Source organism: Alphaproteobacteria bacterium, from assembly GCA_033762625.1.
Classification (GTDB): Bacteria; Pseudomonadota; Alphaproteobacteria; order UBA9219; family RGZA01; genus RGZA01.
Genome location: JANRLI010000008.1, coordinates 1 through 20,082, shown reverse-complemented (window position 1 = coordinate 20,082; position 20,082 = coordinate 1). Strand labels below are relative to the sequence as shown.

Annotated in this window: 19 protein-coding genes and 1 pseudogene; 8 read left to right on the top strand and 12 right to left on the bottom strand. The window is 48.5% G+C overall.

The window, feature by feature from the left end; all coding sequences use genetic code 11:
* The 5 genes and pseudogenes from SFW65_05180 to dusB all read right to left on the bottom strand — a co-directional run bounded on the left by SFW65_05180 (nucleotide 1) and on the right by dusB (nucleotide 5,847).
* On the bottom strand, nucleotides 1–669 hold the full coding sequence (locus SFW65_05180; GenBank protein ID MDX1922500.1) for an HAD family hydrolase: 669 nt from the start codon (nucleotides 667–669) through the stop codon (nucleotides 1–3).
* 43 nt (nucleotides 670–712) lie between these two features.
* Entirely contained in the window at nucleotides 713–2,134 is a 1,422-nt protein-coding gene (locus SFW65_05175) for a sigma-54 dependent transcriptional regulator (protein ID MDX1922499.1), read from the bottom strand.
* An 81-nt stretch (nucleotides 2,135–2,215) separates the two neighbouring features.
* Nucleotides 2,216–4,522 carry a PAS domain-containing sensor histidine kinase gene (locus SFW65_05170; protein ID MDX1922498.1) on the bottom strand — a complete coding sequence of 769 codons (2,307 nt, stop codon included), beginning with the start codon at nucleotides 4,520–4,522 and terminating at the stop codon, nucleotides 2,216–2,218.
* Between the two features lie 21 nt (nucleotides 4,523–4,543).
* Nucleotides 4,544–4,795 (bottom strand): annotated as a pseudogene (locus SFW65_05165) (helix-turn-helix domain-containing protein).
* Between the two features lie 29 nt (nucleotides 4,796–4,824).
* The gene (dusB, locus tag SFW65_05160) at nucleotides 4,825–5,847 is read right to left on the bottom strand and encodes a tRNA dihydrouridine synthase DusB (protein MDX1922497.1); all 1,023 of its coding nucleotides are present in this window, start codon (nucleotides 5,845–5,847) and stop codon (nucleotides 4,825–4,827) included.
* A gap of 124 nt (nucleotides 5,848–5,971) precedes the next feature.
* On the opposite strand from dusB, the gene SFW65_05155 reads away from it, so the two are divergent.
* Together SFW65_05155 and SFW65_05150 are read left to right on the top strand one after the other, a co-directional pair.
* On the top strand, nucleotides 5,972–7,150 hold the full coding sequence (locus tag SFW65_05155) for a bifunctional 2-C-methyl-D-erythritol 4-phosphate cytidylyltransferase/2-C-methyl-D-erythritol 2,4-cyclodiphosphate synthase (protein ID MDX1922496.1): 1,179 nt from the start codon (nucleotides 5,972–5,974) through the stop codon (nucleotides 7,148–7,150).
* On the top strand, nucleotides 7,131–7,628 hold the full coding sequence (locus SFW65_05150) for a CinA family protein (protein ID MDX1922495.1): 498 nt from the start codon (nucleotides 7,131–7,133) through the stop codon (nucleotides 7,626–7,628). Before SFW65_05155 ends, SFW65_05150 begins: the two co-directional genes overlap by 20 nt.
* Here the strand turns inward: SFW65_05150 and SFW65_05145 are convergent.
* The 5 genes from SFW65_05145 to SFW65_05125 form a co-directional block, all read right to left on the bottom strand.
* Nucleotides 7,611–7,994, bottom strand: coding sequence for an Mth938-like domain-containing protein (locus tag SFW65_05145; protein ID MDX1922494.1), 384 nt, complete (start codon nucleotides 7,992–7,994; stop codon nucleotides 7,611–7,613). The two genes, SFW65_05150 and SFW65_05145, sit on opposite strands and share 18 nt — an antisense overlap.
* Nucleotides 7,995–8,003: 9 nt before the next feature.
* Nucleotides 8,004–9,146 carry an ATPase, T2SS/T4P/T4SS family gene (locus SFW65_05140; protein ID MDX1922493.1) on the bottom strand — a complete coding sequence of 381 codons (1,143 nt, stop codon included), beginning with the start codon at nucleotides 9,144–9,146 and terminating at the stop codon, nucleotides 8,004–8,006.
* Between the two features lie 19 nt (nucleotides 9,147–9,165).
* Complete coding sequence (gene secD, locus SFW65_05135; protein ID MDX1922492.1) at nucleotides 9,166–10,740, bottom strand: protein translocase subunit SecD; 1,575 nt, start codon at nucleotides 10,738–10,740, stop codon at nucleotides 9,166–9,168.
* A 2-nt stretch (nucleotides 10,741–10,742) separates the two neighbouring features.
* Nucleotides 10,743–11,150 (bottom strand): preprotein translocase subunit YajC, encoded by a 408-nt coding sequence (yajC, locus tag SFW65_05130; GenBank protein MDX1922491.1) that lies wholly within the window; start codon nucleotides 11,148–11,150, stop codon nucleotides 10,743–10,745.
* A gap of 142 nt (nucleotides 11,151–11,292) precedes the next feature.
* Complete coding sequence (locus SFW65_05125) at nucleotides 11,293–12,006, bottom strand: hypothetical protein (protein ID MDX1922490.1); 714 nt, start codon at nucleotides 12,004–12,006, stop codon at nucleotides 11,293–11,295.
* Between the two features lie 72 nt (nucleotides 12,007–12,078).
* Here SFW65_05125 and miaA point away from each other — a divergent pair, with 72 nt between their 5' ends.
* The 5 genes from miaA to ilvC all read left to right on the top strand — a co-directional run bounded on the left by miaA (nucleotide 12,079) and on the right by ilvC (nucleotide 17,472).
* On the top strand, nucleotides 12,079–13,011 hold the full coding sequence (miaA, locus tag SFW65_05120; protein MDX1922489.1) for a tRNA (adenosine(37)-N6)-dimethylallyltransferase MiaA: 933 nt from the start codon (nucleotides 12,079–12,081) through the stop codon (nucleotides 13,009–13,011).
* A 40-nt stretch (nucleotides 13,012–13,051) separates the two neighbouring features.
* The gene (locus SFW65_05115) at nucleotides 13,052–13,795 is read left to right on the top strand and encodes a heme-binding protein (protein ID MDX1922488.1); all 744 of its coding nucleotides are present in this window, start codon (nucleotides 13,052–13,054) and stop codon (nucleotides 13,793–13,795) included.
* Between the two features lie 287 nt (nucleotides 13,796–14,082).
* A complete protein-coding gene (locus SFW65_05110) occupies nucleotides 14,083–15,873 on the top strand; it encodes an acetolactate synthase 3 large subunit (GenBank protein MDX1922487.1) in 1,791 nt (596 codons plus the stop codon).
* A gap of 20 nt (nucleotides 15,874–15,893) precedes the next feature.
* The gene (gene ilvN, locus SFW65_05105) at nucleotides 15,894–16,403 is read left to right on the top strand and encodes an acetolactate synthase small subunit (GenBank protein MDX1922486.1); all 510 of its coding nucleotides are present in this window, start codon (nucleotides 15,894–15,896) and stop codon (nucleotides 16,401–16,403) included.
* 49 nt (nucleotides 16,404–16,452) lie between these two features.
* On the top strand, nucleotides 16,453–17,472 hold the full coding sequence (gene ilvC / locus SFW65_05100; protein MDX1922485.1) for a ketol-acid reductoisomerase: 1,020 nt from the start codon (nucleotides 16,453–16,455) through the stop codon (nucleotides 17,470–17,472).
* 46 nt (nucleotides 17,473–17,518) lie between these two features.
* Here ilvC and SFW65_05095 read toward each other — a convergent pair whose 3' ends face one another.
* Both SFW65_05095 and SFW65_05090 read right to left on the bottom strand, forming a co-directional pair.
* A complete protein-coding gene (locus SFW65_05095; protein ID MDX1922484.1) occupies nucleotides 17,519–18,223 on the bottom strand; it encodes a hypothetical protein in 705 nt (234 codons plus the stop codon).
* Between the two features lie 12 nt (nucleotides 18,224–18,235).
* Complete coding sequence (locus SFW65_05090) at nucleotides 18,236–19,021, bottom strand: hypothetical protein (GenBank protein MDX1922483.1); 786 nt, start codon at nucleotides 19,019–19,021, stop codon at nucleotides 18,236–18,238.
* A 437-nt stretch (nucleotides 19,022–19,458) separates the two neighbouring features.
* Here SFW65_05090 and SFW65_05085 point away from each other — a divergent pair, with 437 nt between their 5' ends.
* Nucleotides 19,459–19,998, top strand: a complete 540-nt coding sequence (locus SFW65_05085) for a peroxiredoxin (protein ID MDX1922482.1) — start codon at nucleotides 19,459–19,461, stop codon at nucleotides 19,996–19,998.
* Nucleotides 19,999–20,082: the final 84 nt, after the last annotated feature.

Here is a 20,082-nt window from a genome sequence, read left to right as displayed (position 1 = left end):
TTAACTTGAGGATAGAAGCTGCTTCAATTCTGTCAAGAGTTCCCCAAGGTCATAAACCCAAATCGAAGGCTGAAATTCAGGGTTTTCAAGGGCCGCTTGCCCTATTCCCACGGTTAAACAGCCTGATTTAGTGCCACAAATCATATCCGTCACGGTATCCCCGATAAACCAGACATTTTCATAATGCTTGAGATTATTGCTTTGGATGATGAGCTGGGCTGGCGCGGGGTCAGGTTTATCCTTGGGGGCATCGGTTGCGCCGACGATACTGGAAAAATAATGGCTCCAATTCAGATGTGCGACCTCGCGGCGAAGCAAATCACCATTTTTGTTGCTACATATTGTTAGCTTCACGCCATGCGCATCAAGCAGGTTTAGCAATTCTTCTGCATGACGGAGTTTGTGTAGACCACTGAGGTGGTTTTCACGGAAATGCGCATAAAAAATATCGCGCGCCCGGTGCCAGTCATCCCCAAAAATAACCGGAAAACTATCACGCATGCTGTGCTTGGAATTTTCCATCATGCGCGGAACATCCCATAGCGGCAGATTGAATGCTTTTAGTGCAGCATTCACACTGTCGGTTAAGGTTTGCCAGTTTTCAATAAGGGTATTGTCCCAATCAAACAAAACGGCCTGAGGCAGGCTGTGAAAAGAATGATGAGACATTGTTATTGCACATCGCTTCCCGCTTTCGCGGGAATGACAAAGGTCAGTTTACGTGGGTAGCCGCAATGATTTCCGGTTCTGGAACCCCATGGCCGGAGCCGTGGACGCCTAGCATCTTCAGCTTGCGGTGAAGCGCGGAGCGTTCCATACCGATAAAGTTTGCTGTGCGGGAAATATTTCCGCCAAAGCGCGTAACCTGTGCCAGCAGATATTCACGTTCAAACATTTCGCGCGCATCACGCAACGGCAGCATCATGATTTCGCCGCCCTTTTCCCATTTCAGCACGTTTGGCGTGCTGGAAGTGATTTCAGGTGGCAGCATATCAGCGCGGATAGGTTCATCCTTGCTGTTGTTATGGATAATCAAAATCCATTCCATCGCGTTACGCAATTGGCGGATGTTGCCGGGCCATTCGTAAGCTTGCAATGCCGCCAAGGCATCTTCACCAAGGGTGCGCACGGGCAAACCGGCGTTTTCAGCGGCGCGGTTTAAGAAGTGCTGAGCAAGCAATGGTATATCATCGCGGCGTTCACGAAGCGCAGATACCTTAATCGGTACGACGTTCAAACGGTAGTAAAGATCTTGGCGAAGGCTGCCTTCGGCCATCAGCAAATCAAGGTTCTTGTTGCTGGATGCAATCACGCGCACATCCACTTGTACCTTGGTGTTGCCGCCCACGCGTGTGAAGGATTGTTCCTGCAATGCACGTAAAATCTTGCCTTGGGTTTCGAGTGGCATGTCAGCAACTTCATCAAGCAATAAGGTACCGTTATGGGCCTGTTCCAAGAAACCGATTTTACGGGATGCGCCATTAACGCCGAGTTCCGTTCCGAAGAGTTCCACTTCAAGGCGGTCAGGTTGCATGGTCGCGCAGTTAACAACCACGAACGGGCCTTCTTCACGGCGGGACATTTTGTGAAGCTGACGTGCGATGATTTCTTTGCCTGCGCCGGCTGGGCCAGTGATCATTACGCGGCTACCGGTTGGTGCCACCTTTTCCAAAGTCTTGCGGATTTCCTGAACGGATGGGGATTTTCCAATCAGCTCCGAATCGCCCAATTTTAGCTTTAATTCTTCATTTTCGCGTTTCAGCCGAAAGGCCTGTAGTGCTTTATCGACCACCAATAATAAGCGGTCAGACTTGAAGGGCTTTTCAATAAAATCGAATGCGCCTTTCTTCACTGCTGCAACCGCGGTTTCGATATTGCCATGACCCGAAATCATAATGACCGGAAGTGTGGGGTAAGTTTTGGCGATGTGTTCGAGAAGTTGCAACCCATCCAGTTTGCTGCCCTGTAACCAGATATCCAAAATCACCAGACTTGGGAGGCGTTGCGCAATTTCATGGATAGCAAGTTCGGAAGAAGAAGCTTCGCGCGTTTTGTACCCTTCATCACTCAAGATGCCAGCTACCTGCAACCGGATGTCCGCTTCATCATCTACAATCAGAATATCGTGCGTCATGCTATCCTCGTTCAAATTTACATCATCTTATTGTTTATATGGGCGCCATGCCCAATTATAAAAAACAAAAAGAATCAAAACTTATGTCCTATTGTGCGCGACCCTTGGGGTTTCTTCAACTGCTTCGGCAGAGTCTTTCTGGTTGTCTTCCAAATGCAATATCGGGAAGCGTAACGTGACTCGCGCACCGCCTTCGATTCTATCTTCGAGGGTGAGCGAACCATGATGGTCTTCCATAATCTTCTTTACAATCGCAAGACCTAGACCAGTTCCTTTGGCACGTGTGGTCACATAGGGTTCAGTCAAGCGGTGACGTTGTTCTTTAGGCAAGCCTTTGCCGTTATCTTCAATTGTAATGACAGCTTCTTCGCCAATGTGATTGAGCGAGACAACAACAAGACCTCGCGGCGGGTTTTCTATTTCCCTGCCTTCAATGGATTCCATCGCATTTTTGATGAGATTGGAAATAGACTGGCTGAGTAATCGGCCATCGCAGGTTGCCATCAGGATTTCATGTGGCAGATCGGTTTTTACATCGATGTCAGTGCGTCCTGCGCTGCGCAACAGAACAGCCTGGCGGCATACATCATTCAAATTGGTTGGCACCATCACGGCGGTTGGCATGCGTGCAAAGCCGGAGAATTCATCTACCATACGGCCAATGTCTTCGACCTGACGTATAATCGTATCAAGACACTGCACGAATACTTCCGGATCGCTGCTAATTTCTTTTAAATAGCGGCGGCGCAGACGTTCAGCCGACAGTTGAATAGGCGTGAGCGGGTTTTTGATTTCATGCGCGATGCGGCGGGCTACGTCACCCCATGCAGCTTTACGTTGCGCGGCAATCAAATCAGAAACGTCATCAAATGTTACCACGTAACCTTGCACGTCTTGTTCAACTTGTTCGAGGGACGCGCGGACAAAAAATGTTTTCGTAGATTGTTCGTGACGGTGAAGTTCAATTTCACCTTCTACAAATCGCGCAACGGGACGCTCAACAATCTGTTGCATCAATTCCTGTAATTCAGGCAGCAGGCTGAGTAATGGTTTTTGTAACCATTCCTGCGTATTGGGAATGCCAAGCAAAATAGCGGCAGATGCGTTAACAAGGGTAATGAGGCCATGATTATCAACGCCAATAACGCCGGATGAAACACCAGATAGTACCGCCTCGGTAAAACGACGGCGGGTATCAAGTTGGCGGTTGGCGTCTATCAATTCACTGCGCTGGCTTTCCAGCTGCCCGGTCATGCGGTTAAAAGCGCGGCCAAGTGAGCCGAGTTCATCTTCATATTTAAGGAATTTTTCTTGAATGCGGGCGGATAAATCCCCTGCCCGTACACGCTCGGCCATATCCACCAGAACGCTGAGTGGCATACCGAGTTTGTTGGCAAAGTTCATACCGAACCAGACCGCCACGAGTAATAATAGCAGTGCAACGACAGCAAAGGTAAGGAACAGCCTTCGCTGCAATTCGCCGCCCCGTTGTTTGATGGTGGCATATTCATTAACCGCGCCTTCGGCGGTTTCAACGTGTTCAAGTACTTTGGCTTCCACCTGTCGCCCAACGAGCAAATAGGCATCAAACAGTGAGGAGATTTTGGCCAGCGCACGAACCTTGTCGTATTTCTGGCCGACCATCACGACCACTTCGCCCTGACGTGCGCGTTCCATAATGTCTTCGGTGACGGGTTCAAATTCCAATGAGAAGCTAAGCGCGGAGCGGCCCAGAATGCGCCCTGTGCTATCGAATACCAATGCTTCAGATAATGAGCGCACATTCGATTGTGCATCAATAAACTGATTGAACACATGTTTGTTCATGGCAAATTGCGGCGCTTCACGATTAATGTCGTTAATCATGGCCAGCGTATCGGCGCGAATGGTTTGTTGATGTTCATGAAGATACGACTTTGCAACTTCCATGGACTCATCAACGACCTTTTGCACACGGTCGGAGAACCAGCTTTGCACGCCTAAGTAAAAGAATAGCCCGGCGAATAATGCAACAACCACCGTTGGCGCAACGGCGAGCAAGCTGAACATCCCCACCATCCGCAGATGGAGGGTTGATTTTCCTTGCCCTTTCCTGCGCGTAATCATAATGACGCGGATAAGGCGATACAGAATAAGCCCAGCCAATGCCACGAGACAGATAAGACAAAGTGTGAGCAGGGTTTTGATGGTGCTGTCGCCGCCCATAATCGGAACGCGCAGTGTAATCAGCGCAAAAGTAGTTAGCCCAATAAGCACAGATGCAATAGTCAGCCAGAGCGCTATTTTTTTGAACGCCTTTTTGCGACGCGCCCAGTCCTTTGCCTGTTCCCAGAATGTGGGCGGCGCGACGGATGTAGTCGTATCGACTGGCGTTGGCAGTGATGTCACTGAGATACCGCTATCTATGTGTTACGCAGCTTTGCGGTAATTGTCGCGTGCTGTTGGAATAGATAGGTCACGTATTTTTTTGCGCAAGGTATTGCGATTAATGCCGAGCATTTCTGCTGCGCGGAGTTGATTGCCTTTGCATGCCGTAAGGCTGAGGATGATGAGCGGGCGTTCAACTTCGCGCATCACGCGGTCATAAAGACCATTCGCAGGCAATTGAAAGCTGTGCATCAGGAAGTAGCTGCGCAGGTGGTTTTCGACCGAGTTGGACAGGTTGGTTAGCGACATGTTGTTCTCCATTTCTAAGCTGCTATTAAAGTTTGTTCGTAAGAGGTATCAAAAAACTTGTGTAAGAGTTCCTGCACGGCGGGAACCGTGTGCAGGTTATTCACTTCCGCGCGGAATTCCGCGCCGCCGCGAAGGCCTTTGCTGTACCAGCCAAGATGCTTGCGCGCAACGCGCATACCGGCATCCACGCCGTAATGACCCAACATTTCATCATAATGCTTTAGAATAATTTCCTTTTGGTGGTGCAATGCAGGGTCGCTTTGCGGTTTGCTTGTGCGTAGATAATCCATGACTTGGCGTATAAACCATGGACGGCCATAGGAGCCACGGCCAATCATTACGCCGTCCGCGCCGGATTGTGCAAGTGCTTCATCCACCTTTGCAAAGCTGGTGATGTCGCCATTGACAATAATGGGAATATTGACGGCTTCCTTTACATTGCGCACGAATGCCCAGTTCGCTTGGCCTTCGTAAAACTGGCAACGGGTGCGGCCATGCACGGTGACCATTTTAATTCCGCACTCCTGCGCAATACGTGCAAGGTTTGGGGCATTCAAACTATTGGCATCCCAGCCCATGCGCATTTTAAGCGTGACGGGAATTTTAACGGCCTTCACCGTAGCCTCTAAAATCTTGGCAGCGTGGACTTCATCACGCATCAACGATGAACCCGCATGCCCATTCACAACTTTTTTAACGGGACAACCAAAATTGATGTCGATGATATTCGCGCCCAAATCTTCATTGACCTTGGCCGCTTCGGCCATGACTTCGGGTTCGCAGCCCGCAAGTTGGACGGCCATGGGGTATTCTTCGGCCTTGTGTTCCATCATTTTGAAGGTTTTGCGATTCTCACGCACAACGGCAACGCTGGCAATCATTTCTGAAACAACCATCCCTGCGCCATAGGATTTAACAAGCCCGCGAAACGGCATATCCGTCACGCCCGACATGGGCGCAAGAATAACCGGGTCAGCAATTTCGACATTGCCGACCTTTATTGGCTTCAAGCGGGGAGTTGCAGGAGTGTTGTCCATTTTGTTCAGTAAAATCAGAGCGTTAAATTCTGCCCAAAAATACAGCAGTTAAAAACCTCGCGCAAGCTAATAACTTGCGGTACACCCTATGCTTTAGCATTGAAAACACTGGATTTTAAAAGATATGAAAGATTGCGTTGCATTAATCGTGGCGGCAGGTACCGGCGAACGCTTTGGCGGTGAAGTACCCAAACAATATCAGGATCTGGCAGGCAGCACGATTTTGCGCCGTTCGGTTCTTGCATTCCTTACTCACCCACGTGTGGGAAGCGTGCAAGTTGTCATCAATCCGCAGCACCGCGATTTGTATGATGCCGCAGTTCAAGGATTGGATTTGCCCGAGCCGGTAAGCGGCGGTGCATCGCGCCAAGACAGTGTGCGTATGGGTTTGGAAAGTTTGCAAAAGAATAAGCCGCAAACGGTTCTTATCCATGATGCGGCGCGTCCACTCATTGATGAACCAACCATCAGCGCAGTCTGTGATGCGTTAATTACCCACAAGGCGGTAATTGCTGCAAAGCCATTGGTGGATACATTAAAGCGCGGCGAAAACGGAATTGTTCAGGCAACCATTAGCCGCGAGAATTTGTGGCAAGCCCATACGCCGCAAGGTTTTCATTTTGATACAATATTGGAAGCGCACCAAACCGTAAAAGGCCAAGCTTTGACCGATGATGCTGCCGTTGCTGAACAAGTCGGATTGCCCGTTGCCCTTATTCACTCAAACCCGGATAACATGAAATTGACAAACCCAGATGATTTAGACCGCGCGCGCCGCCTGCTTGGTATGGGCGCATTGCATGATGTACGTACCGCTTCAGGTTTCGACGTTCACCGCTTAATTCCCGGCAATCAAATTACGATTTGCGGTCATACCTTTGCGCATGACCAATCATTGGAAGGTCATTCGGACGCGGATGTTGGATTACATGCGATTACCGATGCGATTTTGGGAACTTTTGGCGCGGGCGATATTGGCATGCACTTCCCCCCATCCGACCCCAAATGGAAAGGTGCAGATAGTACACGCTTTTTGCAGCATGCGGTCGATCTGTTACAGCAAAGAGGTGGCAGCATCGGACATGTGGACGTAACCATCATGTGCGAGCGCCCGAAAATTGGCCCGCAACGCGATGCGATGCAAAAGCGTTTATGCGAATTGCTGAAACTGTCACCTGACCGCGTTAGTGTGAAAGCAACCACGACCGAACGCTTGGGCTTTACCGGACGCGGTGAAGGCATTGCGGCGCAAGCAATCGTGACGGCGCGTTTCCCGTTTAAAGATCAAGCCAATGCTGCCTGAAGATCTGATTGCCCGCGCCGCGCGGGTTGTTGAATTATTCATTGAAAAAAAACTTACACTCGCACTGGCTGAAAGCTGCACGGGTGGATTGATTGCAGGATGCATCACCGCGATATCAGGTTCGTCAGCGGTGTTGGAGCGCGGATTTGTCACCTATTCCAACGCATCAAAAATACAGGAAGTTGCCGTGCCAGCCGAATTGATTATCAAACACGGTGCAGTTAGCGCGGAAGTTGCCATCGCGATGGCAATTGGCGCACGTAAAGTTGCCAATACGAATGTGGGATTATCTGTCACCGGCATTGCAGGACCAACGGGCGGTTCGCCAGATAAACCTGTTGGATTAGTTTTTCTGGCCCTGGCAACAGAAAGCCATGTTGATGTGCGCCGTTTTCAATTTAGTGGTGATCGTGATGAGGTGCGCCGCCAAGCAGTTGTCAAAGCATTATCAATGCTTGTTTCAGCCGGGAATGAGTAACAGCGCCGCCCCTACCCGCCGTTTTTCAGCAAGCAATACATGATATGTGCGGCACGCGGCGCCCGTATCCATTACATCAACACCAATATGTTTTTCTTTGAGTAATGCGCGGATGGATTGCGGCAAGGGCTGGATGGTTTTGCCTGTACCGAATAAAATCACTTCGAGCGGGGGCGTGTGATTTAAAAACGCGCTCAAACTTTCAGCTGTAATAGATGCAGCATCCGTTGCATCCCATTTTGAAACATGTTCGGCGCTGACCAGTAAATGCGTTTCATGAATGGTTTGCCCAATACGAAAACGGCCTACGCCATATCCTTGGATAATATGAACGCCGCTATTTTGATATTCGGGCGGGGTAGCCACGTTTTGCCTTTACGATTTACGCGGCGGAATGGGCGGATGGGGCGGCGGGTTCACCGAGCCATGTGATGCACCATGTGGCGGTGTGTTATGTGATGTACCTATCGGCGTTCCTTGATGCGATGACCGCGCAGGATTTGTATTTGATATTGGTGGGCGTTGTTGCTGCTCGCTGCGTTGCGGTGGTCCGCCCGATGATAATGGCGTTGCCCCTGTGGATGGGGCGTTGAAGCGCGCAATTAGCCGGTCGATATATGTGTTGATTTGGCCAACTTTTCCTTCGCGCACGAGTGAACGAATGGGGTCGCCTGCATTGTTTTCTTCGGTATAAATATAACGGATGAATGGCCCTTCCGGACGAAGGCTTTGGTGAATAACGGCGGTTAATGCGCTTGCCATGTCATTGGCCGCAGCTGGGCCAATTTCAACTTCGGCAAGACGAATGATGGCTGTAATCGCTTCTTCAACCGAGCCACCATGAGTAGTGGTAATAACAAGCTGGCCAGTTGTCGCGGCACGCAACACCTGACGTGCAGCGGCGGATGTACGGATTTCACCAACGATAATGTAACGCGGTGCCCAACGCAGGCATCGATTGAGCGCTTCCACCCAGCCGTCATCGCGTTTTACTTCGACCTGAAAGCAATAGCCGCGCTCCCCTATTCTTCCTGCTAAATCGAATTCAATTGGATCTTCGATGGTGACGGCAATGTTGTTATGTTGTTTACAGAAATCAGAAAGTAACGAAAACGCAGTGGTGGTTTTACCGGAACCGGTTGCGCCCGCAATGACAATCAACCCCGTGCGCACACCTAGCGAGCGAAGCGATTCAACGATTTTAGGATTGATGCCGAGCTTATCAATATCAGGCGCTGTAGTTGGAATGCGCCGCAAGCACACCCATTTTTGATTGTTTACGCTTTGACTGGCAGCGCGAAGGCGCATGTTAAGATAAGGGAATGAGCCATCTTGATATCTATCTTCCTGTTTGATGAAAGCAGCGAGTTTTACAATATCTGCTCTGCATTCATCTGGCACAAACTGGCTGTCACGGCCATAAAGACCAACTAAGCGGGGACGGTATAACGCAGGTGAATCCCCATCAAGACGGATATACAAATCTGAAAAATCGAGTTCTTCGAGTCTGGTTGCCATATCAATTCGGAATTATGGTTTAGATGGGTAGTGCCTTTGGTTTTGTAATCTTCACCCAATAAATGACCATCAAGCGGCTTAGCATGATAGCGGTAAAGAGCGAGGTAATGATACCGAAGCTTAAGGTAACCGCAAACCCTTTAATTGGGCCAGAGCCAAACCAGAACATCAGGACTGCGCCAATTAGTGATGTCACGTTGGCATCGATAATCGCAGACATTGCACGGGAATATCCGGCATCAAGCGCACCCATAAGCGTGCGACCATTTTTATATTCATCACGCATGCGTTCATAAATAAGCACATTGGCATCGACGGTCGTTCCGATAACCAAAACGATACCCGCAATCCCTGGTAAGGTAAGCGTAGCACCCAGCAGAGTCATGCCTGCAAAAATCATCGCAAGGTTGAAGAACAGCGAAATAACCGCAAACAGTCCAAAGAGACCGTAGCTCACCAACATCAGCACTACCACAAGGCCCAAGCCGATGATGGCTGCCATTAACCCATATTGAATACTATCCGAACCCAAACCTGCGCCAACTGTGCGTTCTTCTAATACGGTGAGGGGTGCAGGCAATGCACCAGCACGCAACAGCAGCGAAAGGTCTTTGGCTGATTCAACACTGAAGTTACCCGAAATAATGCCGCGGCCGCCCAAAATAGGTTCGCGGATAACCGGCGCAGAAATAACCTGATTATCGAGAACAATCGCAAATCGTTTGCCAACATTCGCGCTGGATGCTTCGGCAAATTTCTTTGCTCCAATTCCATCGAACACAAAGCTAACTACTGGCAAGCCTTCCTGAAAGGTTGCCTGCGCATCGGTCAGCATTTCACCCGTCAGCATGACGCGGCGGCTAACGACTTCGGCGCGGCCTGATTTTTCATCTACGTTTTGTAGAATTTCGAAGCCAGCGGGTGCGCGTTTTGCTGCAATATCGGCTGCTGGTACATCATCATTCACCAACCGGAAGGTCAGCTTGGCGGTTTTGCCAAGCAGGTTTTTGATGCGCTCTGGATCACTCACGCCGGGCAACTGAACAACAATCCGGTCATCCCCCTGACGCATGATGGAGGGTTCCCTCGTGCCGCTTTCATCAACGCGGCGGCGCACAATTTCGATGGATTGTTCAACTACCTGACGTTTTTTTTCTTTAACTGCAACTTCCGAAAGGGTGACATTCAGTTTGGAGCCATCACCATCAATCACTAACCCTTGGTCGATGGATGATATGATTTTCCTTGCTTCGGCCATTTGCTCGGGCTTTGAAATGGTCACCGATGCTTTGCTGCCCTGCTGGCCAAGGTTTTCATAGGCGATGTTTTTGCTGCGCAAATCGCTGCGGATTTGGTCAACAAGGGTATTGATACGGTCTTCAATCGCCACATCGGTCTTCACTTCAAGCAACAGATGGGAACCGCCCTGTAAATCAAGGCCGAGCGTTACGGCGCGTGACGGCAACCATGATGGCAGGCTTGCTTCAAGTTTTTCCTGACCCGCCTTATCCAAAACATTCGGCAAAGCATAGACGACGGAAAGCAGGCTGAGGAGCAACGTGAAAATGACAGTCCAGCGGGAGATTTGCAGCATAATTAAGCGTCTTTAGAATCTGAGGTTGTTTTGGCAGATGGGGTTGTTTCAGCAACGGCTTCGGTTTTGGCGTTGACTGCGGTGATCGTGCTTTTGACTACGCGGACTTTTACGTTCTCCGCAATTTCAACCAATACTTCATCGCCCGTATCCGCGCGAACAACAGTGCCAAGAATGCCGCCAGCAGTTACAACCTTGTCACCACGGCGAATACCTTCGACCATTTGCTTGTGCTGCTCGTATTTCTTTTGTTGCGGGCGAATAAGCAAGAAATAGAAAACGCCAAAAATGAGAAATAGCGGGAGGAATTGCATCAGCACGCCATCAACGGTTGCGGGCGGCGCGCCAGCTGTTGCGGGAGCTGCCGCGGTTTGGGCCATAGCGTCGGTAATCAAAAAGCCTAGAGACATGTGTGGGGACTCATTTAAAGAGGGAACAGGTGGATGAAAATGTATGCGTTTTTAGCCCAAGAATTGCAAGCGATGCGCATTGGGCCGTTAAATAGCAAGGATAATAGCAATTTTTAAAGAATCCAGCGGCCAAATTTGATGATTATGGCACGGGTTTATGGTTCACCGAACGTGCTGTTGGCCCGCTGCCCTGTTGGCCAGCACCACTTGCGGACGTGGTGGGTAGTGCACCCATATATGCGGCGTGCTGTTCCAAAATTTCTTTCACCTGAAATTTAGCAGTGAGCGCGGCAAGCCCAAGGTTATAGGCGTTGGCGGGTGTTTTAATATCAATACGTCCCATGTCGCTTGCATCGATGCCACGTAGATTACGGATTTTGGCAATCGCTTCATTATCAGCAACAAAATAAACGTGGTCAGCTATCTTTTCCAAATGATGGGATAGTTCAATGTGTTTTACATTTCCTGCCGCAACAACATGGCGGTAATCACCCAGCCGCAAGATGGCTGATTTTTTAATGTAGACGATTTTAAAAAGCGGCGGGCCAGATAATGCCGATGGGAGTGATGGTTTTGATAACTTATGAATACGTTGTTCTGCTGCTTCTTTAGCGGATTTCAAATCTGCGGCTTGCAACCGCCCCTGCAAAACAGTTGCAAATCCTGCGCCCATTTTCACTAAAACATAAGGCGCATTATTGGATGGCATAACATAATAGTTTAAATTGTTTTGATCCATGACAGGCAGTAATGCACCATCTGTTTCCAATTGTTTGAGAATGGCTTTTTTATCATCTGAATCTGCGATGACAGAATTGACTGCTACAATCTTGTAGTCGTTTGGACGGTTTGCCATTAAATTCCTTTAAAAATATACTCTTTTCTAACAAGCTTTATTATTAATTCAAATACATTCAGATAACACGTTATGAAGCATCCCATACTAATCATTGCGGGACCAACCGCTAGCGGTAAATCTAGCCTCGCCACGCGCATCGCTTTACAATTAAACGGCGCGATCATTAATGCGGATTCCATGCAGGTATATTCCTGTTTCCCGATTTTGAGCGCGCAGCCCGATGCGCAAACGCAGGCTGCTATCCCCCACTATCTTTATGGAACAGTGCATGCATCCACCATCAGCACCGCGGCCAGTTGGCGCAAGGATGCGATGGATGTGATTGCCAAGGTGTTGGCCGATGGCAAAACGCCGGTTGTAGTGGGTGGAACGGGGTTATATCTGGAAGCATTAATGCATGGCATTTCGGAAATTCCCGATGTACCCGATGAATTACGCGATAAAATTATAAAAGAATATGAAACCATGGGCGGCCCCGCCTTTCGTGACCGTTTGATGAAGGTGGACAAAGCTGCAGCCATCCGTTTGCCACCCGGCGACAGCCAACGCCTTATCCGAGCTTATGCGGTTTATGCGGCAACGGGTAAATCCATCAGCTATTGGCAACGCGAAAGCATGATGACCCCGCCCGCACATTGGGATTTCAAAACCATATTGTTGTTGCCCGAACGCGACACGTTATATGTGGCAATCGATAAACGGTTTTTGCAGATGATGGATGCCGGAGCGATCGAGGAAGTAAAACAAACACCCGTATTAGAACACCCATCGCAAAAGGCATTGGGCGTGCAGGAATTACAAAGTTTTGTGCGTGGTGAAATTTCGCGCGAGGAAGCAATTGACCGTGCCCAGCAATTCAGCCGGAATTATGCCAAACGGCAACTGACATGGTTTAAAAACCGTTTTATGAAAAAGGAAGAAGCGGCTGGACGCACACCTTACATTATTGCTGGTGAAAACTATCATGAACAACTGCTTGCGCTGAATCCTTCCACCATTTAAAACGGATTACCCCCTCCTCCTCTCACCGAATGGTGCTTTCATGAAAAATATCTCAGCTGCTCTTGTTCTTGCTGCAACGCTTGTTACCTCAACAGCCCATGCCGATTGTTCCAAGCTTCCATCATTCACTGATTTGCAAGATGCACTGAAGAAAAGCGTGAAGGCATCCGGCGGGCCCAGCAATGGCGGGCTTGATCTGAACATGTGGGCATCGGTTGTTGACCGCGATGGTACCGTATGCGCCGTGACATTCACCGGCAAAGAGCGCGGCGACCAATGGTTAGGCAGCCGTGTCATTTCAGCGCAAAAAGCAAACACTGCGAATGCGTTCAGTCTTCCCGGCCTTGCCCTTTCAACCGCGAATTTATATTCCGCTGTTCAACCGGGTGGCAGCTTATTTGGATTGCAAGCAAGCAACCCCGTTGATACGGGCGTTGCGTATGGCGGTGATTTCACCAAGGCAGGCACGAAGCGTGACCCGATGGTTGGCAAGAAAGTTGGCGGCGTAAATGTGTTTGGTGGCGGCCTTGCCCTTTATACCCAAAAGGGTGAATTGGTGGGGGCGATTGGCGTTTCGGGAGACACGTCTTGCGCAGACCACAATGTTGCATGGCGCGTTCGTTCGGCGCTGGGCATGGATAAAGTTCCAGCAGGTGTAAGCGCCGATAAGAATGACGGCATCATCTATGATATTTCCGGCGATAAGAGCAAAGGCGGCTTTGGTCACCCTACTTGCGGTGGTAAAGAGCAAGCGGTAGCCCAGGAAATTAAGGCCGGAAAATAAGTAGAACAGTCATTGCGAGGAGGCCTTTAGGCCGACGCGGCAATCCAGAATTAATAAAACTAGATTGCTTCGCCCGCTAAAGCGGTCTCGCAATGACGTTAATTCTTCTGAAAAACCATATATTTTGCGTTTTTTAGCATCCGTGGTTGACGCGGCAGTGCAGCATTGACTATTCTCCTTTTCCCTTGTGGATAACTCGGTTTTGCCTAATTTGTAAGCAAGGCCGTGTACCACATTGTTTTGAAAAGAAAAGTCGGGAATTTTCCATGTCACAGGCCAAGCTCAAGATGCAAGACAACGCCCCCACAGAAAAACGCGCAGTAAACAAAATCAACGGAGCTGACATTTTGGTCAAGGCTCTGCGCGATCAGGGCGTCGATACCGTCTTTGGTTATCCGGGCGGAGCTGTGCTCCCAATTTACGATGCTATTTTTAAGCAGAATGATATCCGTCATATCTTGGTTCGCCAAGAAGGCGGCGCGGTTCATGCCGCCGAAGGTTATGCGCGTTCAACAGGTAAGGTTGGCGTTGTGCTCGTTACCTCCGGCCCCGGTGCAACAAATGCAGTAACCGGTTTAGCCGATGCGCTGTTGGACTCCATACCGCTTGTTTGCTTTACCGGACAAGTGCCAACCCATTTGATTGGTAATGACGCATTCCAAGAATGCGATACAACCGGTATCACCCGCCCCTGCACCAAGCATAATTATTTGGTGAAGGATGCAGATAAGCTTGCGCGCACCATTCATGAAGCGTTTCACGTAGCGCGTTCAGGCCGTCCAGGCCCCGTAGTTATTGATATTCCAAAGGATGTTCAATTAACTCCCGGCGATTATCTGTCCCCTGCGCAGGTCACGCATAAAACCTATCAGCCAAAAACCATGCCGGAATTGGATGCGATTGAGCGCGCGGTAGAGTTAATTGCCGATGCGCAGCGCCCCATCTTCTACACAGGTGGTGGTATCATCAACTCCGGCGACAAAGCATCCGAAGCGTTGCGTAAGTTCGCGCGCATGACCGGTTACCCTGTGACCAGTACGTTGATGGGGCTTGGCGCATATCCTGCAAGCGACCCGCAATTCTTGGGGATGTTGGGCATGCACGGAACCTACGAAGCAAATCTTGCGATGCATGGCTGCGATGTCATGATCAATCTTGGCGCGCGTTTTGATGACCGCGTGACCGGAAAGTTATCTGAATTCTCTCCAAACTCGAAAAAAATTCATGTGGATATTGATGCATCATCCATCAACAAAACCGTTGTTGTCGATATTCCGATTGTTGGCGATGTAGGCGTTGCTATTGAACAAATGATAAAAGTTTGGGAAAGCAAAAAGCATAAGCCAAACAAGGATGCATTGGCCAAATGGTGGGCACAAATCAATGAATGGCGCGCTAAGAAATGTCTGTCTTATAAGAAGTCTGACACCATCATCAAGCCGCAATACGCATTAGAACGTCTTCGGGAATTGACCAAGGGCGTAGAGACCTTCATCACCACGGAAGTGGGCCAGCACCAGATGTGGGCAGCACAATTTCTGCATTTTAATGAACCCAATCACTGGATGACATCCGGCGGTTTGGGCACGATGGGTTACGGTTTGCCAGCGGCAATCGGCGTTCAGCTTGCTCACCCAGGTAAGTTGGTTATCGACGTTGCGGGCGAAGCATCGATTTTGATGAACATTCAGGAAATGAGCACCGCTGTTCAGTACCGTTTGCCGGTTAAAATCTTCATCCTCAACAATCAATGGATGGGCATGGTTCGCCAATGGCAGGAACTCATTCATGGCGGCCGCTATTCCGAAAGCTATACAGCGGCATTGCCTGATTTTGTTAAGCTTGCTGAAGCATTCGGCGGCGTTGGTCTTCGCGCTAAAACGCCAGATGAATTGGACGGCGTTATCAAGCAAATGATGGCAGTGAATGACCGCCCCTGCATTGTTGATGTGTGCGTTGATGAAAAAGAAAACTGCTATCCGATGATCCCATCAGGCAGGGCGCACAACGAAATGATTTTATCGTCTGATCAGGACATTTCATCCAAAACACCGGATGAAGGTTTGGTTCTGGTTTAATAAGAAGAAAGTTTTGTATTATGAGTGATCAAATTCAACGCCACGTATTTTCCGTAATCGTAGATGACGAAGCCGGTGTTCTGGCACGCGTGGTAGGATTATTTTCCGGCCGTGGTTACAACATCGACAGCCTGACGGTTGCGAATGTTGATAAAGAAAAAGGTATTTCCCGTATCACGATCGTTTCATCGGCTATTCCACAAATTCTGGAGCAGATTGAAGCGCAGTTGAACCGCCTAGTGCCAGTTCGCAAAGTGGTGGATTTGACTTCGACCGGCCCGATGTTGGAGCGCGAAACCGCGCTATTAAAAGTTAACAGCACCGGGGAAAAGCGAATTGAAGCCCTGCGGATTGCCGATGTATTTCATGCCAAAACCATTGATGCAACGCTGCAATCCTTCATTTTTGAATTCAGCGGCACCAACGAGGAAATCAATAACTTCGTTGAACTCATCACTCCGCTCGGCCTTATTGAAGTTGTCCGCAGTGGTGTGGTAGGCATTGCCCGCGGTTCCAAGGCTATTTTCTAGAATTCTCTAATTCTCACTAAAATTACAAACCAACAGAAGGACTACTACTATGCGTGTTTATTATGATCGTGATGCTGACGTAAACCTTATCAAATCGAAAAAGGTTGTGATTGTCGGTTACGGTAGCCAAGGCCATGCGCATGCGCAAAATCTGCGCGATAGCGGCGTGAAAGAAGTAATCATCGCATTACGTGCAGGTTCCGGAAGCGCAGTGAAAGCTGAAAAAGCTGGCTTCAAGGTTATGGCGCCAGCTGAAGCTGCAAAGATTGCAGATCTGGTGATGATTTTGACTCCCGATGAATTGCAGGCCGATTTATACCGCGACCATCTTGCTGATAATCTTAAGCAAGGCGCGGCACTTGCATTTGCGCACGGTCTCAACATTCACTTCAATCTGATTGAGCCACGCAAAGACTTGGACGTGTTCATGATCGCGCCAAAGGGCCCCGGGCACACCGTGCGCGGCGAATACCAAAAAGGTGGCGGTGTGCCATGCTTGGTTGCAGTTCACCAGAACCCATCTGGTAAGGCGCTTGAACTCGCCCTCTCCTACGCTTCTGCGGTTGGCGGCGGTCGTTCTGGCATTATCGAAACCAACTTCCGTGAAGAATGCGAAACCGACTTGTTCGGCGAACAAGCAGTACTGTGCGGCGGTTTGACCAAGCTTATCCAATCAGGGTTTGAAACCTTGGTGGAAGCTGGCTATGCACCTGAAATGGCATATTTCGAATGCTTGCATGAAGTGAAGCTGATTGTTGACCTGATTTACGAAGGTGGTATTGCCAATATGCGTTACTCCATTTCCAACACTGCGGAATATGGTGACTACGTTACCGGCCCGCGCATCGTGACATCTGAAACCAAGGCAGAAATGAAGCGCGTATTGACCGATATTCAATCCGGTCGCTTTGTTCGCGACTTTATGTTGGAAAACAAAGCTGGTCAGCCAAGCTTTAAGGCAATCCGTAGGATCGAAGCAGAACACCCGATTGAAAAAGTTGGCGAGAAGCTGCGCGCGATGATGCCGTGGATTTCCAAGAACAAATTGGTAGATAAGGCTTCCAATTAAGCCCTACCCAACTCGAATTAAAAAGCCCGCTAAATAGCGGGCTTTTTTATGATCCTTTTTTTACTTCAATAACAACGCTATTTTTTGAATTTGTAAAAACCGCGTCATCGGTACGAATAAATCCGAAAGAGGCGTCTCTGGTGAACAAAATGTTGTTTGGAAACAAAATGCTGGCTAGATTTTTGGATACATAAGCTTTTTCATTTAAACGAATGTCTCCAATCCAGCAATGCAGAAAGTCATTAAGAAATGACTTAAAAGTTCTAGTTTGCATCATTTTCAAAGTAGCCTCTGAGGCAAATGCCGACTGTGCACTATGAACGTCAATGCGGTCTGTAGTGTATATAAACACAAAAGAGGAAGATGACGCTTGTAGCATTCTTTCACATTGACCTGCTAAGTCCTCATTTTTTGTTGTTTTGTTTAGTTGATCAAACCGCTTAGCTTGAATAAGCAATCCTTTTTCTATTTTTTTACCAGGCATATCAATATTGAAAATCATCAATATATCTGCTCCGATTGGCTTCTCTTCTTTATGTTTTTCTAAAATTCTTGCGTTTAATATTGTATTTTCCCAACCAGCTTTTTCATTGAGCGATATGTGATTAATGTTGTTTTTAATGTTTGCTATTAATTGGCTTGAAAAATCTTCTTCACCTCGAATTGTACCCTTCTTGTAATCGCTCAAACTTATTTCGCTGGCTTTAATAATTCTTTCTATGATTGCATCAATTATATTGTTGCTTTCCATATTTTTTCCAATCTATTTTTTAAATAACTCTTCATCCGTCATGGGCTTGCCGCGTGCTTTGGCAGCTTCGCCTTTCCAGTGTTCAGAAAATTCACCTAGCGCGGTTTGTGCCCAGACATTATTGCCCGGCACGCCTTCCGATAAATTTTTGCATTCATAATTTTTACGCGCAACGTCGAATAGATAGCTGTCATGCCATTGCGGCAGGCTGAACACCAAGCCCTGCACATAATAGGCATGCATAAAGTCGATAATCGCTTTGCCCTTTTCCAGATTAAAGCCCATGAAGCCGCATTCGCTATGATCCCAATCTCGGCGGCCCAGATAACTCACCGCTTCATCGCCCGTTGGCATAACAGCCTCGATTTCTTCAGGGTTCACAGGGCGTGTGAGGCGTGCATCCGCATCCCACCAGATGATATGTGTGGGGCGGATTGTTTCAGCGAGTAGTATCGCCTTTTCCATCACACGCTTTAGCACAAAAATTTTGTGACAAAACCGCGCGGCTTGCAGGCGGTATTCGGTGGGGTGGTCGCGCTTTGCAAATTGCGTGATAAAATTCTGGTGGTCTGGTGAACGGCCGGGATAGATTTCATACATCCCATGTTCATGGATGGATTTACCGTCATGCGATGGCGTATTGAGCAACTGCTTTACCGGCAATTCCAGCGTATCATCATCAAGCCCCACGCAAATCTTCACGCCTTCGGGTAGATTATTCTTCAGACTTTGCAGGCAGGTTTTTGCATACACATCCCATGATGTGTTCGCAAACGTGGTGACCAGCCAAAGGCGCATATCGATTCCCCATAAATATTGCGCTAGCGTAGTTTAACTGGGACGCCCTATCCATTGATTTAACTTGGGATTTTGCACTTAAATTTACCCGCTGCTTCCATGCTTGTTTTGAAAGTAAAACATGCGCTAAACACCTTGAAAATAGCCTTTCTTGAGCCCATATTACGTGCATTACAGAAACCCTTGGAAGGCTAAGGCCATGGAAAAATTTGCACTACCCAAAGAGTTCAAATATCTGTTCCTGTACTTAATCGCGATTACTGCGATTAATCTCCCGCACAGTACTATTGTGCAGATTAAGCACTTTTTTGGCTTTTTATAACCCCGACTGATCCATTCCATATACCCATACGTATAAAGATTATAGAGGCGGTTGAACCCAAGCCTCTATCGACGTATATCTAACCCAGTTTCCAATTCTTATCAGGAGAACGCTTATGCTTACCGTTGGTGATAAATTTCCTACATTCCATTTAAAAGGTGTTGTGAGCACCGACCTTAAGACCGCGTTTAAGGATTTCAACAACGCTTCCGATAAGGGTAAGTGGAAAATCGTGTTCTTCTGGCCAAAGGATTTTACATTCGTTTGCCCAACCGAAATTTCCGCTTTTGGCAAGTTGAATAAGCAATTTAATGAACGTGACGCAGTGGTCTATGGCGTTAGCACAGACAGCGAATTTGTGCACCATGCATGGCGTACCCACCACGCTGATTTGAAGGATTTGCCATTCCCCATGCTCTCTGACATCAAGCGCGAGCTTTGCAACGCGCTGGGCATCCTTGATAAGGAAGCAGGCGTTGCATTGCGCGCAACATTCATCGTTGACCCGGATGGCACCATCCAGTTTGCATCCGTGAACGGACTTGATGTTGGCCGCAATGTGGATGAAGTCTTGCGTGTACTTGATGCGCTTCAAACCGGTGAGCTATGCCCATGCAATTGGGAAAAAGGCGATGCTGTTTTGAAAGTTGGCTAACTTTAATTTTAAGTGGTCCGATTTCAATTGTTTCTAAAATAGCGGTCTTCGGACCGCTATTTTTTTATGTGATCCAAACTGCTG

Coding starts and splice junctions, on each gene's coding strand:
- SFW65_05110 (MDX1922487.1), top strand. CDS start 14,083: ATGCAAGACAACGCCCCCACAGAAAAACGCGCAGTAAACAAAATCAAC.
- ilvN (MDX1922486.1), top strand. CDS start 15,894: ATGAGTGATCAAATTCAACGCCACGTATTTTCCGTAATCGTAGATGAC.
- dusB (MDX1922497.1), bottom strand. CDS start 5,847: ATGGACAACACTCCTGCAACTCCCCGCTTGAAGCCAATAAAGGTCGGC.
- yajC (MDX1922491.1), bottom strand. CDS start 11,150: ATGTCTCTAGGCTTTTTGATTACCGACGCTATGGCCCAAACCGCGGCA.
- SFW65_05140 (MDX1922493.1), bottom strand. CDS start 9,146: ATGGCAACCAGACTCGAAGAACTCGATTTTTCAGATTTGTATATCCGT.
- secD (MDX1922492.1), bottom strand. CDS start 10,740: ATGCTGCAAATCTCCCGCTGGACTGTCATTTTCACGTTGCTCCTCAGC.
- SFW65_05180 (MDX1922500.1), bottom strand. CDS start 669: ATGTCTCATCATTCTTTTCACAGCCTGCCTCAGGCCGTTTTGTTTGAT.
- miaA (MDX1922489.1), top strand. CDS start 12,079: ATGAAGCATCCCATACTAATCATTGCGGGACCAACCGCTAGCGGTAAA.
- SFW65_05095 (MDX1922484.1), bottom strand. CDS start 18,223: ATGGAAAGCAACAATATAATTGATGCAATCATAGAAAGAATTATTAAA.
- SFW65_05125 (MDX1922490.1), bottom strand. CDS start 12,006: ATGGCAAACCGTCCAAACGACTACAAGATTGTAGCAGTCAATTCTGTC.
- SFW65_05175 (MDX1922499.1), bottom strand. CDS start 2,134: ATGACGCACGATATTCTGATTGTAGATGATGAAGCGGACATCCGGTTG.
- SFW65_05155 (MDX1922496.1), top strand. CDS start 5,972: ATGAAAGATTGCGTTGCATTAATCGTGGCGGCAGGTACCGGCGAACGC.
- SFW65_05090 (MDX1922483.1), bottom strand. CDS start 19,021: ATGCGCCTTTGGCTGGTCACCACGTTTGCGAACACATCATGGGATGTG.
- SFW65_05115 (MDX1922488.1), top strand. CDS start 13,052: ATGAAAAATATCTCAGCTGCTCTTGTTCTTGCTGCAACGCTTGTTACC.
- ilvC (MDX1922485.1), top strand. CDS start 16,453: ATGCGTGTTTATTATGATCGTGATGCTGACGTAAACCTTATCAAATCG.
- SFW65_05085 (MDX1922482.1), top strand. CDS start 19,459: ATGCTTACCGTTGGTGATAAATTTCCTACATTCCATTTAAAAGGTGTT.